The following is a 16,542-nucleotide window of genomic DNA, read 5'->3' on the forward strand; positions in this document are numbered from 1 at the left end:
GTCGTAAATACAATAATTAAAGGTCATGTATTGGGTTTCAAACGGGAATTTCAAGCAAAGAAAAAGCACCTGTATTGTAAACAATAGTGGTGCTTTTTTTATAAGGATTTCTTGTGAAAGGCTTATTCTTTTTTTGGTTTTAAAGTAAAAGCGTTCGGGAATGTTTTTTTAATTCTAGCCAAAGCGCGATCAGCTTCTAAACGCGATCTGAAACTTCCCGCATAGATTTTGTAATTTGGTGTTTCATATTTAAGTGAAGTGTTCCAATCGGAGTACGCATGTCTAAACTTGTTACGCGCAGCCTCCGCACCGCTTAAACTTCCAGAAAAAATATTGATGCGGTAACGCTCGTTATCGCTCTCATGTTTATTTATTTCTTTTTTTACTTCCAATAATTTGTTAATTTTAGAATCTTGATTAATCACCAAGGAACCACTTTGTGAGTAACTATATAAACTGAAAGTAAATGTGAAAACGAGTATTAAACTGCTGTTTCTTAATGGTAATAATTTCATAGTATTATCTTTAGGTGTGCAAATGTATAGGTTATAAACGTAAAAATAATCGATTTTCTTATTTAGAATATCTCTAAATTAATAATTAAGACTTCTCTAACATTTCTAAAATCGACTTTAAGTATTACTTTTGCTTAGAATTTTTATAAGCGTATATTTCTTTCTGAATATGAAAAAACCGTACCAAAGTTTAGAAGATAATTTAACTAATAATATGAAACAGGTGATTCACCGTAAGTTAGACCGTAATATTCTACGATTAAGTCTGATTATTTTACTAGCATTCTCTACATCTCTTCACGCTCAAGAGGGCGATCCAGTAGCAGGTAAAGCATTGTTTAATACTAATTGTGCTGCATGTCACCAATTAGATAAAAAAATGACCGGTCCTGCATTGCGAAATGTAGAAGCGCGTTTAGCGGACGAGGAAGGCTTAGACCGTGAATGGTTAAGCAAATGGATCCGTAATAGTGCAGGTGTAATCAAATCTGGTGACGCTTACGCTGTTAAGATTTTTGACGAGTATGGTGGTGCAGCAATGACCGCTTATCCGCAGTTATCCGATGAAGATATATCTAATATCTTAGCGTATACCGCCGAGGAGAAAAAAGAAGCTCCAGCTGCAGCAGCAGGTGGAGCCGTAGCAGCAAACCCTCAAAGTGATGGTGCGTCTAATACATTAATATTAGCAGGTTTAGCGATACTTTTTGCTATCCTAGCTGGTGCTTTAGTATTAGTGAATAAAACCTTACGTCGCTTTGCAGATGAAAAAGGGATAGAGCTTAATCAAGGGCAAAAAACAACACCGATCTGGAAAGCATTCGTTCAAAACCAATTCTTAGTATTGGTGTCTGTCGTTGTTTTAATGCTAGCAGGTGGATACTTCGTTTACGGTTACTTAATGCAAGTAGGTGTTAACCAAGGGTACGAGCCAGTACAGCCTATACACTTCTCTCACAAAATACACGCCGGTGATAACGGTATCGATTGTAAATACTGTCACTCTTCAGCACGAGTAAGTAAAACGTCTGGGATTCCATCTCTTAACGTATGTATGAACTGTCATAAATCTATTTATGAGTACAACGGGGAAACTACCGCTGAGTATTCTAAAGAGTTCTACGATGGTGAGATCAAAAAATTATACGATGCTGTTGGATGGGATGATGCCGAGCAAAAATATACAGGTGAAGAAAAACCAGTAAAATGGGTTAGAATTCACAACCTTCCGGACTTCGCTTACTTTAACCACTCACAACACGTTACAGTTGCTGGTTTAGAGTGTCAAACATGTCACGGACCGGTAGAAGAAATGGAAATCATGTCTCAACACTCACCATTAACAATGGGATGGTGTATTAACTGTCACCGTGATACTGAGGTGAAAGTGAAAGACAATCCGTATTACACAAAAATTCACGAGCAGTTATCTAAGAAATATGGTGTTGAGAAATTAACAGCAGCTCAAATGGGTGGATTAGAATGTGGAAAATGCCACTATTAAGAAAATTAATTAAAGAAGTAAATTCAATTATATAATATGTCATCAAACAAGAAATACTGGAAAAGTGTTGAAGAGCTAAACGAAAATAGTTCTATTGTTGAGACGCTAAAACAAAACGAATTTGTTAACGAAATTCCAACTGACGAGTTTTTAGGTGATAAAGATAAGTTAGAAGGTTCTTCTACAACACGTCGTGATTTCTTAAAATATGTTGGTTTTAGCACAGCAGCAGCTTCTTTAGCAGCTTGCGAAGGACCAGTAATTAAGTCAATTCCTTATGTAGTACAACCGGAAACAATTATTCCTGGTGTGGCTAACTATTACGCTACTACCGTAGCAGATGGTTTTGATTTTGCAAGTGTTTTAGTTAAAACCCGAGAAGGTCGTCCAATAAAAATTGAAAACAACTCATTAGCGACAACCGATGGTGGTGCTAATGCAAGAGTTAATGCCTCTGTTTTAGGATTATATGATAGCTTAAGAGTGAAGACTCCAATGAAAGGCGAAAGCGAAATTTCTTGGTCTACCTTCAACTCTGAAACTTCTCAAAAACTAGAGCAATTAGCAGGAGCTGGTAAACAAATTGTGTTATTAACACAAACGTATGCGAGTCCGTCGACAAGCAAACTGATTTCTGAATTTAAAGAAAAATATAGCACGGCAAACCACGTGGTTTACGATGCTGTATCAGAGTCTGCCGCTTTAGATGCTTTTCAAGCAAAATATAATGAGCGTGGTTTAGCAAGTTACAATTTCTCTTTAGCAACTACAATTGTGTCTGTTGCTGCCGATATCTTAGGGGATTGGCAAGGAGGAGGGTTCGACGCTGGATACTCTCAAAGTCGTGTTCCTGTAAATGGGAAAATGTCACGTCATATTCAGTTTGAGGCTAATATGTCTTTAGCAGGAGCTAATGCCGATAAACGTGTTGCAGTAACACCAAGTCAGCAAAAATTAGTTTTAGCTAAACTTCACAGTTTAATCGTAGGTAGTGCTTTTTCTAAAAGCTTACCAGCACACGTTGAAAAAGCAGTGCAAGCTGCCGCTTCTCAGCTTAAAAAAGCAGGTAGTACTGGTGTATTAGTTACCGGTGTTAACGATGTAAATGCGCAAACTGTAGTTTTAGAAATCAATGAAGCTTTAAACAGCAAAGCCTTCGATCCTAAAACACCAATTAAAACAAGACAAGGTAATGATAAAGCCGTAAAAACATTAGTTGCTGATATGAAAGCAGGTAAAGTTGGTGCTATCATTATGAGTGGTGTTAATCCACTATATACATTGCCTAACGCAACAGAGTTTGCCGAAGGTTTAAAGAAGACTGAGTTATCAGTAACTTTCTCTATGAAAGTTGATGAAACGGCTTCAGTAACACAATATGTTGCAGCTGCACCTCATAACTTAGAGTCTTGGGGAGATGTAGAATTAAGAAAAGGACACTTTGGTTTAATTCAACCGACTATCCGTCCGCTATTCAATACGAGACAATTCCAAGATGCATTATTAATGTGGAATGGAAATGATGTTGTTTATAGCGATTATATCAAAACACTTTGGAAAAACGATATCTTAAACGGTGCGTCTTATAACCAAGCGTTACACGATGGTGTATTTGTTTCTAAAGGGTCTTCAGTAATCGGAGATACTACTGTAGAAACAGAAGAGAATCTTGAAACTCCTTCAAGTAATGCAGCAAGTGTTTTAGCAGCTTCTGTAGCACCTAAAGGTATGGAGCTTACGCTTTATACTAAAGTAGGAATGGGAGATGGTCAGCAAGCAAATAACCCTTGGTTACAAGAGTTTCCAGATCCTATTACAAGAACGTCTTGGGATAACTACCTAACAGTTTCTGCTGCCGATGCTAAAGAGCTAGGTTTAGAAAACAAACACGTGGCAACAGGTGGTTTAGATGGTAGCTATGCAGATATTACTGTAAATGGTAAATCAATTACCGTTCCAGTGATTATCCAACCAGGTCAAGCTAAAGGTTCTGTAGGTTTAGCCTTAGGATACGGAAGAACAGCTGGTCTTAAAGATGAAATGAAAACTGGGGTTAATGGATACCCTCTATATAACAACTTTAATAATGTACAGTCTGTTACTGTAGCGAAAGCTTCAGGGATGCACGAGTTTGCTTGTGTACAATTACAGAACACATTAATGGGTCGTGAAGATATTATTAAGGAAACAACCTTAGAGATCTTTAATACAAAAGATAAGAAACATTGGAACGCCGTTCCTGTGGTATCTTTAAATCACCAAGAGACGCCAGTAACGTCTCCAGAAGTTGATTTATGGGATGAGTTTGACCGTTCTATCGGACATCACTTTAACTTATCTATAGACCTAAATGCATGTACAGGATGTGGGGCTTGTGTTATCGCTTGTCACGCTGAAAATAACGTGCCTGTAGTTGGTAAAGAAGAAATACGTCGTAGCCGTGATATGCACTGGTTACGTATCGATAGATACTACTCTTCTGAAGATACTTTCGATGAAGATATTACTAAGAAAACAGAATTTTCTGGTTTATTTGGTGATAAAGGTTCATTATCAGGATTTGGTGAATTAGAGGTGGCTGCCGATAATCCACAAGTTGTATTCCAACCAGTAATGTGTCAGCACTGTAACCACGCACCATGTGAAACTGTTTGTCCAGTAGCGGCAACATCGCACGGTCGTCAAGGTCAGAACCATATGGCATATAACCGTTGTGTAGGTACAAGATATTGTGCTAACAACTGTCCGTATAAAGTCCGTCGTTTTAACTGGTTCTTATACAATGGTAACGATGAGTTCGATTACCATATGAATGATGACCTAGGTAGAATGGTAGTTAACCCTGATGTAACAGTACGTTCAAGAGGTGTTATGGAAAAATGTTCTATGTGTATTCAAATGACACAGAAAACAATTCTAGACGCTAAACGTGACGGTCGTGTTATTAAGGATGGTGAATTCCAAACCGCATGTTCTTCTGCTTGTAGCAACGGAGCAATGGTCTTTGGTGACATCAACGATAAAGAGAGTAAAGTTGCAAAACTATTAGAAGACGATCGTATGTATCACTTATTAGAGTATGTAGGGACTAAACCTAACGTTCAGTACCATACTAAAGTGAGAAACACATCAGAAGCTTAAAATAAATTAATTAACGAACAATTATAAAAGGATTATGGCGTCTCATTACGAAGCACCTATTAGAAGACCTTTAGTTACAGGTGAAAAATCATATCATGATGTAACTGTTGACATTGCTGCTCCCGTAGAAGGAAAAGCAAATAAACAATGGTGGATTGTCTTTTCAATCGCACTAATGGCATTTCTTTGGGGAATTGGTTGTATTATTTACACAGTATCAACGGGAATCGGTACCTGGGGTCTAAACAAAACAGTTGGATGGGCTTGGGATATTACCAATTTCGTTTGGTGGGTAGGTATTGGTCACGCAGGAACATTGATTTCTGCAGTACTATTATTATTCCGTCAAAAATGGAGAATGGCAATTAACCGTTCTGCAGAAGCAATGACAATTTTCTCAGTAATGCAAGCAGGATTGTTTCCTATTGTACACATGGGAAGACCTTGGTTAGCCTACTGGGTATTACCAATTCCAAATCAATTTGGTTCCCTATGGGTAAACTTTAACTCACCACTACTTTGGGATGTATTTGCCATCTCAACTTACCTATCGGTATCTTTAGTGTTCTGGTGGACAGGTTTACTTCCAGATTTCGCTATGCTTCGTGATAGAGCAGTGAGACCGTTCCAAAAGAAAATATATAGCTTGTTAAGCTTCGGATGGTCTGGTAGAGCTAAAGATTGGCAACGTTTTGAAGAAGTATCTTTGGTACTTGCAGGTTTAGCAACGCCATTAGTACTTTCTGTACACACGATTGTATCTTTTGACTTCGCAACATCTGTTATTCCAGGTTGGCATACCACGATTTTCCCTCCGTACTTCGTTGCAGGAGCGATCTTCTCAGGATTTGCCATGGTAAATACACTTCTTATTATTATGAGAAAAGTATGTAACCTAGAAGACTATATTACAGTACAACATATCGAGTTAATGAACATTGTAATCATGCTTACAGGTTCTATCGTTGGGGTAGCTTATATTACTGAGTTATTCGTAGCGTGGTATTCTGGAGTAGAGTATGAGCAATATGCATTCTTAAATAGAGCAACAGGTCCTTACGCTTGGGCGTACTGGATGATGATGTCTTGTAACGTGTTCTCTCCACAGTTTATGTGGTTCAAGAAACTAAGAACAAGTATCATGTTCTCTTTCGCTATCTCTATCGTAGTAAACATAGGAATGTGGTTTGAGCGTTTCGTAATTATCGTAACCTCATTACACAGAGATTACTTGCCATCTTCTTGGACAATGTTCTCACCTACTTTTGTAGATATCGGAATGTTTATCGGAACAATAGGGTTCTTCTTTGTACTATTCTTATTATATGCAAGAACATTCCCTGTAATTGCACAAGCCGAAGTTAAGACCATTTTAAAGTCTTCTGGTGAGCGTTATAAAAACATAAGAGAAAGAGGCGAAAGTCTTGTAGGAACCGGAGCAGATGTAAGAACATCTGGAAGTCAAGTTAAACAATCAAATACAGAAGAGTAGCATATGGAAACTTCAAAAGTAATTCACGCTATTTATACAGACGATGATGTTTTAATGGCCGCTGTTAAAAAAGTAAAAGCCAACAAATATCATATTGGAGAAATTTACACACCATTTCCAGTTCACGGACTAGATAAAGCGATGGGCTTAGCGCCAACACGTTTAGCGATTACAGCATTTCTTTATGGATGTGTTGGGTTAATTGTCGCAACAGTAATGATGAACTATATTATGATCGAAGATTGGCCACAAGATATTGGTGGTAAACCAAGCTTTAGTTATATTGAAAATATGCCCGCTTTTGTGCCTATTATGTTCGAACTTACCGTTTTCTTTTCAGCACACTTAATGGTTATTACCTTCTATTTAAGAAGTAGAATGTGGCCGTTTAAAGACGCAGAAAACCCAGATCCTAGAACTACAGATGATCATTTCCTAATGGAAATTCCTGTAAGTGGAAACGAAAAAGAATTACATGATTTGTTAGTTGAAACTGGTGCAGTAGAAGTTAACCTAGTCAATAATACGCATTAATTATACACCATGAATAGTATTTTTAAATTTACAATAGTAGCTTTAGTTTTAGTGTCTTTTGTCTCTTGTCAAAAGAACTCTAGACCAAACTATGACTTTATGCCGAATATGTATGAGTCTGTTGGTTATGAAACCTACCAAGAGTCGGACGCCTTTGCTAACGGAGTGGAAGCACAATTGCCAGTCGATGGTACCGTGCCAAGAGGTTATAAGCCATTCGATATTGATGGAACTAACGAAGGGTATCTTTTAGCTAAAGAAACTTTAAAATCACCTTTGGATTCAACTCAGGTAGATTATGAAAGAGGAAAAGAGCTTTACGCAATTTACTGTGGTATTTGTCACGGTAATAAAGGAGCTGGTCAAGGGCAGTTAGTAAAGAACGAAAAGATATTAGGAATACCTAGTTATGCCGATGCAGGAAGAGCAATTACCGCTGGTAGTATCTATCATACTATTTATTATGGTAAAAATACGATGGGTTCTTATGCAAACCAACTTAACGAAGAAGAGCGTTGGCAAGTAGTTGCTTATGTTTTAAAGTTAAAAGCAGATTTAGAATAATAAGATTTAGATAAAGTTTATATATAGATATGTACACATTTTCAAGTAGACTAAAAATAGCTTCTATTGCGCTAATGATCATCGGAGCATTAGGTATTGGATTTGGGTTTATGAATTCTCATAAATCGTTAGACGATGTTAAGACTATGCTTGCTCAAGAAGCTTCAGGTGGTCACGGAACAGATACGCATACTGCAGCCGCTCAAACTGAGGCTGGACACGGTGATGCTCATGCTGATGCCGCAAGTCACGCAGACGAACATGCAGAACACGTTCAACACCAAATAGCAAATAGACCTTGGTCTGCTATTTATGTTGCCGCTTTCTTTTTTATGATGATCGCTCTAGGAGTATTAGCATTTTATGCGATTCAATATGCAGCTCAAGCAGGTTGGTCTCCGCTATTACTGCGCGTTATGGAAGGTATAACAGCATACTTATTACCAGGAGCCCTAATCGTGCTTCTTATTGCTGCTTTATCTCACTATATAGGACACAACAGTATCTTTATTTGGATGGACTCAGAAATGGTGAATCCGGATAGTGAAAAATACGATAAGCTCGTAGCAGGAAAACAAGGGTGGTTAAATGTACCTATGTTTTTACTTAGAGGTTTAATTTATATCGCAGGTTGGGCGCTTTACAGACACTTTTCAAGAAAGTTCTCTATCGCTCAAGATAATGCAGACGATAATAGATATTTTAAAAAATCATTCCGTATCGCAGCAGCATTTTTAGTATTCTTTATCTATACAGAATCTATGATGTCTTGGGATTGGATTATGAGTGTAGATCCACACTGGTTTAGTACCCTATTTGGATGGTATGTGTTATCAGGTATGCTTGTTGCCGGGGTTACAGTAATTGCACTAATTACAATTTACCTTAAAGCAAAAGGATTACTACCTCACGTTAACGATAGCCATATTCACGATTTAGCAAAGTTTATGTTCGGGTTTAGTATCTTTTGGACCTACCTATGGTTCTCTCAATTTATGCTTATCTGGTACTCTAACATTCCGGAAGAGGTAACGTATTTCGTGACGAGAATTGAAGACTATAACTTACCATTCTTTGGTATGTTAATCTTAAACTTCTTATTCCCAATGTTATTATTAATGAATAGCGACTACAAACGTATTCCTTGGTTTGTTGTAATGGCAGGAGTTGTCGTTTTAGTGGGTCATTATGTTGATGTATTTAATATGATTATGCCTGCAACAGTTGGCGATAGATGGTTTATAGGGGTTCCTGAAATATTCTCAATGTTATTTTTCACTGGTTTATTTATGTTCATTGTTTTTACAGCATTAACAAAAGCACCTTTAACACAAAAGAGAAATCCGTTTATAAAAGAAAGCGAGAATTTCCATTATTAATAATAAATTAAGTAAAGAAGAACGACAACAATGACGGCTTTATTAACAATTTTAGTTTTAGTATTTATTCTAGTTGCCATATGGCAAATGGTGAAAATATTTGATTTGACTCAAGGTAACTCTCGAGGTGCTCACAATCAAATAGCAAACGATAAGGATAACAAGTATCAAGGGTATTTAATGTTAGGCTTCTTAGTCTTCATTTATGCGATTACGATATTTAGTTTTGTCGAGTATGGCGATTTACCATTGCTTTCTAATTCGGCTTCAGAACACGGTCCTGATGTAGATCGATTAATGATTTTGTCACTAGTTGTAATCTTCATCGTACAAACAATAACGCAATTCTTATTGCACTATTTCGCTTTTAAGTATAGAGGTGAAAAAGGTAAAAAAGCGCTATTCTATGCCGATAACAATAAGTTAGAAGCTATATGGACGATCATACCAGTAATCGTTTTAGCAGCATTAATTATTCAAGGTTTATTTACTTGGAATGATATTATGAATGTTAACGAAGATGAAGATCCTTTAGTTATCGAGTTATACGCTCAACAGTTTAACTGGACAGCGCGTTACGCAGGAAATGATAATACCTTAGGTAAAGCAAACGTAAGATTAATCGATATCGATAAAGCGAACGTTTTAGGAGTTGATGAATCAGATCCTAATGCACAAGATGATATCATTACTAAAGAAATTCACCTTCCAGTAGGACGCCCAGTTTTAATTAAAATGCGTTCTCAAGATGTATTACACTCAGCGTATATGCCTCACTTTAGAGCTCAAATGAACTGTGTGCCAGGGATGATTACTCAATTTGGGTTTACGCCAACGCTTACTACAGCAGACATGCGTAATACACCAGAGATGATCGATAAAGTGGCTAACATTAATCAGATTAGAGCTGAAAAGAGTGAAGAATTATTAGCTAAAGGTGAAGATGCCTTAGAACGCTATGAATTCGATTACTTAGTAATTTGTAATAAAATTTGTGGTACCTCTCACTACAATATGCAAATGAAAATTATAGTTGAAACGCAGGAAGAGTATGATGCTTGGATTAAAGACCAAAAATTATTCAAAGACTCTCTTAATAAATAATACATAAAGATAAAAAGATATTAGATTATGTCAGCACACGCAGATACTCACGCTCACGACGATCATGGTCACCATCATAAAGAAACCTTTATAACTAAATACATCTTTAGTATAGATCATAAAATGATCGCTAAGCAGTATTTAATTACAGGTACTATCATGGGAATTATTGGTGTTTTAATGTCAATGATGTTCCGTATTCAAATCGCTTGGCCAGGTGAGCCAAACGTACTTTTCGAAGCGTTATTAGGAAAATGGGCACCAGACGGTGTTATGGATGCCGATGTGTATTTAGCACTGGTTACCATTCACGGTACCATCATGGTATTCTTTGTACTTACCGCAGGTTTAAGTGGTACCTTTAGTAACTTATTAATTCCGTTGCAAATTGGAGCACGTGATATGGCCTCTGGATTCCTTAACATGGTGTCTTATTGGTTATTCTTTTTATCAAGTGTTATAATGGTGAGCTCTCTATTCGTAGAGGCAGGACCAGCAGCAGCAGGATGGACGATTTACCCGCCATTAAGTGCATTGCCAATGGCGCAAGGTGGTTCTGGATTAGGAATGACTTTATGGTTAATCTCTATGGCTATCTTTATTGCATCGTCATTATTAGGATCGCTTAACTACGTAGTAACCGTATTAAACTTAAGAACAAAAGGAATGTCTATGACAAGACTTCCACTTACCATCTGGGCGTTCTTTGTAACGGCTATTATCGGTATCGTTTCGTTCCCAGTTTTATTTGCTGCAGCGTTATTATTAATCATGGATAGAAGCTTTGGTACGTCTTTCTTCTTATCAGATATCTTTATCCAGGGTGAAGTATTACACTACCAAGGGGGATCACCAGTTTTATTCGAACACTTATTCTGGTTCTTAGGACACCCAGAAGTATATATTGTAATCTTACCTGCAATGGGTATCGTATCAGAAATTATGGCTGCGAATTCTCGTAAACCTATTTTTGGATACCGTGCGATGATTACGTCTATTCTTGCTATTGCATTCCTTTCAACAATCGTTTGGGGTCACCATATGTTCGTTTCAGGAATGAATCCATTCTTAGGGTCTGTATTTACATTTACAACCTTATTAATTGCTATCCCATCAGCAGTAAAAGCATTTAACTGGATTACTACTATTTGGAAAGGTAATATTCAAATGAACCCAGCAATGCTATTCTCTATTGGTTTCGTTTCTACCTTTATTACTGGTGGACTTACAGGAATTATTTTAGGAGATAGTGCCTTAGATATTAACGTTCACGATACGTATTTCGTTATTGCTCACTTCCACTTAGTAATGGGTATATCTGCAATCTACGGTATGTTCGCAGGGATCTATCACTGGTATCCAAAGATGTTTGGTCGTATGATGAACAAAAAACTTGGATTTATTCACTTCTGGATTACAGCAGTAAGTGCTTACGGAGTATTCTTCCCAATGCACTTTATCGGAATGGCAGGATTACCAAGACGTTACTATACAAACAGTGCGTTCCCATTATTTGACGATTTAGCAAACGTTAACGTTGTTATTACAGTCTTTGCTTTAATTGGTGGACTAGCACAAATTATTTATCTGTATAACTTCTTTGTAAGCATTTTCTACGGAGAAAAAGCAACTCAAAACCCATGGAGATCTACTACCTTAGAGTGGACGACTCCTGTTAAGCATATTCACGGTAACTGGCCAGGAGAGATTCCTCACGTACACCGTTGGGCATACGATTATAGTAAGCCAGGTCACGATGTTGACTTTGTGATGCAAAACGTTCCTCTTAAGGAAGGTGAAGAAGAGCTTCAACACTAAAATAGAGTCTTGTAAAACACAAGATTCATTATAAATAAGCAAAGCCTTTCTGTACTTCAGAAAGGCTTTTTTTTTATATTTGTTTAAACACAAGTCATCATGTATGACTTTATTAATTATTACCTCCAAGAGATTGGTACGCACTTATGAACGAAAACTTAGATCCAACAAACGATAGTTTCTCACCTGAAGAATTTGATATCGAAAAAACTTTAAGACCCCTATCTTTTAGTGATTTTAGCGGTCAAGAACAGGTACTCGAAAATCTAAAGATTTTTGTTCAAGCGGCAAATCGACGTGATGAAGCTTTAGACCATACCTTATTTCATGGTCCTCCGGGCCTAGGAAAAACGACCTTAGCCAATATTTTAGCCAATGAGCTTAATGTAGGAATTAAAGTGACCTCCGGTCCTGTGTTAGATAAACCAGGTGATTTAGCAGGTTTACTTACCAACCTCGATGATCGTGATGTGCTTTTTATTGACGAGATTCACCGATTGAGCCCCATAGTCGAAGAGTATCTGTACTCAGCGATGGAAGATTATAAGATTGATATCATGATCGAATCAGGGCCTAACGCCCGAACGGTTCAAATTAATTTAAATCCGTTTACCCTAGTAGGGGCAACGACACGCTCGGGATTGTTAACAGCTCCTATGCGTGCACGCTTTGGTATCCAAAGCCGTTTGCAGTATTATGATACCGAACTATTAACAACCATTATTCAACGGAGTTCAGATATATTAAATGTCCCTATTTCCATGGAAGCGGCTATAGAAATCGCTGGTAGAAGTCGTGGAACGCCTAGAATTGCCAACGCACTGCTACGTCGCGTACGCGATTTCGCCGAAATTAAAGGGAATGGGAGTATCGATATCAGTATTGCAAAGTATGCCTTAGAAGCCTTAAATGTGGATGCTTACGGTCTTGATGAAATGGATAATAAGATCTTATCAACCATAATCGATAAGTTTAAAGGCGGACCAGTAGGTATATCTACTATAGCAACGGCTGTAAGTGAAAGTACCGAAACTGTAGAAGAAGTTTACGAGCCCTTCCTAATTCAACAAGGTTTTATAATGCGTACTCCTAGAGGTCGTGAAGTAACCGAACTTGCATACAAACACCTGGGTAAGACTAAAGGTCCCGTTCAAGGTGGATTATTTTAAAAATCTATTAGCTCTTTAAAGCCTAATAATGAACTCAAAAGCCAACTATACACAGTGGATTAAAACCGAAGCCAAACGCCTCGGTTTTTTGTCTTGTGGTATTAGTAAAGCCGAGTTCTTAGAAACCGAAGCGCCGCGTTTAGAAGATTGGCTTAATAAAAATAGAAATGGTGAAATGTCCTATATGGAAAACCATTTCGATAAGCGCTTAGATCCTACCAAATTGGTGGACGATTCTAAAAGTGTCATTTCGTTGTTATTAAATTATTATCCCTCGCAAACTCAAACGGATCCAGAAGCTCCAAAACTGAGTAAGTATGCTTACGGACACGATTATCACCATATTATAAAAGGGAAATTAAAAGAACTTACCCATTTTATACAAGAGGAAATCGGAGAGGTTTCAGGGCGTGCGTTTGTCGATTCAGCACCCGTATTAGATAAAGCATGGGCAGCAAAATCAGGCTTGGGGTGGATTGGTAAACACAGTAACTTACTAACCCAAAAAGTAGGCTCCTTTTATTTTATAGCCGAACTTATTATCGATTTGGACTTAGAGTATGATACGCCAACTACCGACCATTGCGGTACGTGTACCGCTTGTATTGATGCCTGTCCAACACAAGCCATTGTAGATCCCTATGTGGTAGATGGTAGTAAGTGTATTTCCTATTTTACAATAGAGCTAAAAGACCAATTGCCCGAGGCTATGAAAGGGCAGTTCGACGATTGGATGTTTGGTTGTGATGTGTGTCAAGATGTTTGTCCGTGGAATAAATTCTCGAAGCCTCATAACGAACCCTTATTTAATCCGCATCCAGACCTGTTGGCAATGACCAAAAAAGACTGGGAAGAAATCACCGAAGATGTGTTTAAAAAAGTCTTCCAAAAATCAGCAGTAAAACGAACCAAATTTTCAGGACTCAAAAGGAATATAGCCTTCCTAAAAGAGTAATTTCCAAGTTAAAAAACTTACATTTGTAAGTCAATTATAATCAAAGACTATGAGTAAACAGAGCAGACGCAGAGAGGCATTAGTATACCATGCCAAACCTACCCCAGGAAAAATTAAAGTCGTTCCTACTAAAAAATATGCAACACAAAGAGATTTGTCTTTGGCATATTCACCCGGTGTCGCGGAACCTTGTTTAGAGATTGAAAAAGATAAAGATAACGCTTACAAATACACCGCTAAAGGGAATTTGGTAGCTGTAATTTCTAACGGTACTGCCGTTTTGGGATTAGGTAATATTGGTCCGGAAGCCTCAAAACCAGTAATGGAAGGTAAAGGCTTATTATTTAAGATATTTGCCGATATAGACGTTTTTGATATTGAAGTGGATACCGAAGATGTAGAAACCTTTATTCAAACCGTAAAAATGATTGCACCAACATTTGGTGGGATTAATTTGGAAGATATTAAAGCGCCAGAAGCATTCGAAATAGAAAGACGCCTAAAGGAAGAATTAGATATTCCGGTAATGCACGATGATCAACACGGTACGGCAATTATTTCGGCCGCAGCCTTGTTAAATGCTTTAGAGCTTTCTGAAAAAGATATTAAAGAGGTTAAAATAGTGGTAAGCGGTGCAGGAGCAGCAGCAGTTTCTTGTACGCGTTTATATATGGCTTTTGGAGCCGCTCGCGAAAATATCGTGATGCTAGATAGTAAAGGGGTGATTAGAGATGATAGAGAAAATTTATCGTCTCAAAAAGCGGAATTTGCAACCCACAGAAAAATAGATACCCTAGATGAGGCTATGGTCGATGCCGATGTGTTTATCGGGTTGTCGGCTCCCAATATAGTGTCTCCACCGATGCTATTATCTATGGCACCAAACCCTATTGTATTCGCTATGGCTAATCCAGATCCAGAAATCGAATACCAACTCGCTATCGATACGCGCGATGATATCATTATGGCAACAGGACGTAGCGACCATCCTAACCAAGTGAATAATGTGTTAGGGTTTCCATTTATCTTTAGAGGTGCTCTCGACGTAAGAGCAACTAAGATTAATGAAGAGATGAAAAAAGCAGCCGTTATTGCCTTGGCAAACTTAGCGAAAGAAGTAGTCCCTGAGCAAGTAAATATTGCCTACGGCGAAACCCGCTTAACATTTAGTAAAGAATATATCATTCCGAAACCTTTCGATCCGCGATTAATTGCCGAAGTGCCCCCAGCAGTAGCAAAAGCTGCTATGGAGAGTGGAGTGGCTAAAGAACCGATTGAAGATTGGGAAAAATATAAAAATACCTTATTAGAACGTTTAGGATCGGATAATAAAATTGTACGCTTATTAATAAATCGTGCAAAAGTTAACCCTAAGCGTGTGGTGTTCGCAGAAGCAGATCAGCTTCGCGTTCTAAAAGCAGCGCAAATTGTATATGAAGATGGTGTAGCAATTCCTATTCTTTTAGGGCGTAGGGAAGAAATTGAACGCCTTAAAGAAGAGATTGAATTTGATGCCGATCTTTTAATTATCGACCCTAAATCGGATGACGCTATAGAGCAACGCGATAAATATGCAGAGGTGTATTGGAACCAACGTAAACGTCGCGGAGTGACCTTGTTTTCAGCAAAGAAAATTTTACGAGACCGTAACTTTTTTGCCGCTATGATGGTTAATGAAGGAGATGCAGACGCTTTGGTTTCTGGATACTCGCAAAGCTACCCACTAGTGGTAAAACCTATGTTGGAAGTTATTGGAATGGCCGATGGATGTACCCGAGTTGCTACAACCAATGTGATGATGACGCAACGCGGACCGATGTTTTTAAGTGATACCGCAATAAATATAAACCCTACGGCTAGCGATTTAATAAAAATTGCGCAAATGACCGCAGGCGTAGTTAAAATGTTCGGCATTGAGCCAGTTATGGCTATGACCTCTTTTTCAAATTTTGGCTCTTCAAAAACGCAAACAGCTGTTAAAGTGAGAGAAGCTGTAATGTATTTACATCAAAGACATCCCGATTTAATTGTAGATGGTGAATTACAAACCGACTTTGCATTAAATAAAGAAATGCTTCAAGAGAACTTTCCGTTTTCTAAATTGGCAGGACGTAACGTGAACACCTTAATTTTTCCAAATTTAGAATCCGCTAATATTACCTATAAGCTATTAAAAGAGCTTAATAACTCGGAGTCTATAGGACCAATTATGATGGGGTTACGCAAGCCTGCGCACATACTGCAATTAGGAGCTAGTGTTGACGAAATAGTTAATATGACCGCTATAGCAGTTGTCGATGCACAACAGAAGCAAAGACGCGCAGCGCAAGCCGCAAATAAAGAGTAAAATTTTATCCAATAATTTTA

The 16,542-nt window shown here is 37.9% G+C and carries 12 protein-coding genes; 11 read left to right on the plus strand and 1 reads right to left on the minus strand.

Going from position 1 to position 16,542, the window contains the following annotated elements; genetic code table 11:
- Positions 1-122 precede the first annotated feature (122 nt).
- Positions 123-515, minus strand: a complete 393-nt coding sequence (locus tag BLV64_RS11385) for an SPOR domain-containing protein (RefSeq protein WP_092135499.1) — start codon at positions 513-515, stop codon at positions 123-125.
- Between the two features lie 214 nt (positions 516-729).
- On the opposite strand from BLV64_RS11385, the gene BLV64_RS11390 reads away from it, so the two are divergent.
- The 11 genes from BLV64_RS11390 (at position 730) to BLV64_RS11440 (ending at position 16,522) form a co-directional block, all read left to right on the plus strand.
- Positions 730-2,019 (plus strand): cytochrome c3 family protein, encoded by a 1,290-nt coding sequence (locus BLV64_RS11390; RefSeq protein WP_092135591.1) that lies wholly within the window; start codon positions 730-732, stop codon positions 2,017-2,019.
- A gap of 36 nt (positions 2,020-2,055) precedes the next feature.
- The gene (locus BLV64_RS11395; protein ID WP_092135500.1) at positions 2,056-5,160 is read left to right on the plus strand and encodes a TAT-variant-translocated molybdopterin oxidoreductase; all 3,105 of its coding nucleotides are present in this window, start codon (positions 2,056-2,058) and stop codon (positions 5,158-5,160) included.
- Between the two features lie 34 nt (positions 5,161-5,194).
- Positions 5,195-6,652 carry an NrfD/PsrC family molybdoenzyme membrane anchor subunit gene (nrfD, locus tag BLV64_RS11400; protein ID WP_092135501.1) on the plus strand — a complete coding sequence of 486 codons (1,458 nt, stop codon included), beginning with the start codon at positions 5,195-5,197 and terminating at the stop codon, positions 6,650-6,652.
- 3 nt (positions 6,653-6,655) lie between these two features.
- Positions 6,656-7,186 carry a DUF3341 domain-containing protein gene (locus BLV64_RS11405; protein ID WP_092135503.1) on the plus strand — a complete coding sequence of 177 codons (531 nt, stop codon included), beginning with the start codon at positions 6,656-6,658 and terminating at the stop codon, positions 7,184-7,186.
- Positions 7,187-7,195: 9 nt separating this feature from the next.
- Positions 7,196-7,750, plus strand: coding sequence for a c-type cytochrome (locus BLV64_RS11410; protein WP_394332348.1), 555 nt, complete (start codon positions 7,196-7,198; stop codon positions 7,748-7,750).
- Between the two features lie 29 nt (positions 7,751-7,779).
- On the plus strand, positions 7,780-9,129 hold the full coding sequence (locus BLV64_RS11415; RefSeq protein WP_092135506.1) for a quinol:cytochrome C oxidoreductase: 1,350 nt from the start codon (positions 7,780-7,782) through the stop codon (positions 9,127-9,129).
- 30 nt (positions 9,130-9,159) lie between these two features.
- Positions 9,160-10,233 (plus strand): cytochrome c oxidase subunit II, encoded by a 1,074-nt coding sequence (locus tag BLV64_RS11420; RefSeq protein ID WP_092135509.1) that lies wholly within the window; start codon positions 9,160-9,162, stop codon positions 10,231-10,233.
- A 27-nt stretch (positions 10,234-10,260) separates the two neighbouring features.
- Complete coding sequence (locus BLV64_RS11425) at positions 10,261-12,051, plus strand: cytochrome c oxidase subunit I (protein ID WP_092135512.1); 1,791 nt, start codon at positions 10,261-10,263, stop codon at positions 12,049-12,051.
- A 146-nt stretch (positions 12,052-12,197) separates the two neighbouring features.
- Entirely contained in the window at positions 12,198-13,220 is a 1,023-nt protein-coding gene (gene ruvB / locus BLV64_RS11430) for a Holliday junction branch migration DNA helicase RuvB (protein ID WP_092135515.1), read from the plus strand.
- A gap of 28 nt (positions 13,221-13,248) precedes the next feature.
- Positions 13,249-14,175, plus strand: coding sequence for a tRNA epoxyqueuosine(34) reductase QueG (queG, locus tag BLV64_RS11435; protein WP_092135518.1), 927 nt, complete (start codon positions 13,249-13,251; stop codon positions 14,173-14,175).
- Between the two features lie 49 nt (positions 14,176-14,224).
- Positions 14,225-16,522: an NADP-dependent malic enzyme gene (locus tag BLV64_RS11440; RefSeq protein ID WP_092135521.1), complete on the plus strand. Its 2,298-nt coding sequence runs from the start codon at positions 14,225-14,227 to the stop codon at positions 16,520-16,522.
- Positions 16,523-16,542 lie beyond the last annotated feature (20 nt).

This window comes from Bizionia paragorgiae (assembly GCF_900107625.1).
GTDB lineage: Bacteria > Bacteroidota > Bacteroidia > Flavobacteriales > Flavobacteriaceae > Bizionia > Bizionia paragorgiae.

What these genes read in the sequence shown, in the direction of transcription:
- BLV64_RS11385 (WP_092135499.1), bottom strand. Translation starts at nt 515, where the DNA reads ATGAAATTATTACCATTAAGAAACAGCAGTTTAATACTCGTTTTCACA.
- BLV64_RS11390 (WP_092135591.1), top strand. Translation starts at nt 730, where the DNA reads ATGAAACAGGTGATTCACCGTAAGTTAGACCGTAATATTCTACGATTA.
- BLV64_RS11395 (WP_092135500.1), top strand. Translation starts at nt 2,056, where the DNA reads ATGTCATCAAACAAGAAATACTGGAAAAGTGTTGAAGAGCTAAACGAA.
- nrfD (WP_092135501.1), top strand. Translation starts at nt 5,195, where the DNA reads ATGGCGTCTCATTACGAAGCACCTATTAGAAGACCTTTAGTTACAGGT.
- BLV64_RS11405 (WP_092135503.1), top strand. Translation starts at nt 6,656, where the DNA reads ATGGAAACTTCAAAAGTAATTCACGCTATTTATACAGACGATGATGTT.
- BLV64_RS11410 (WP_394332348.1), top strand. Translation starts at nt 7,196, where the DNA reads ATGAATAGTATTTTTAAATTTACAATAGTAGCTTTAGTTTTAGTGTCT.
- BLV64_RS11415 (WP_092135506.1), top strand. Translation starts at nt 7,780, where the DNA reads ATGTACACATTTTCAAGTAGACTAAAAATAGCTTCTATTGCGCTAATG.
- BLV64_RS11420 (WP_092135509.1), top strand. Translation starts at nt 9,160, where the DNA reads ATGACGGCTTTATTAACAATTTTAGTTTTAGTATTTATTCTAGTTGCC.
- BLV64_RS11425 (WP_092135512.1), top strand. Translation starts at nt 10,261, where the DNA reads ATGTCAGCACACGCAGATACTCACGCTCACGACGATCATGGTCACCAT.
- ruvB (WP_092135515.1), top strand. Translation starts at nt 12,198, where the DNA reads ATGAACGAAAACTTAGATCCAACAAACGATAGTTTCTCACCTGAAGAA.
- queG (WP_092135518.1), top strand. Translation starts at nt 13,249, where the DNA reads ATGAACTCAAAAGCCAACTATACACAGTGGATTAAAACCGAAGCCAAA.
- BLV64_RS11440 (WP_092135521.1), top strand. Translation starts at nt 14,225, where the DNA reads ATGAGTAAACAGAGCAGACGCAGAGAGGCATTAGTATACCATGCCAAA.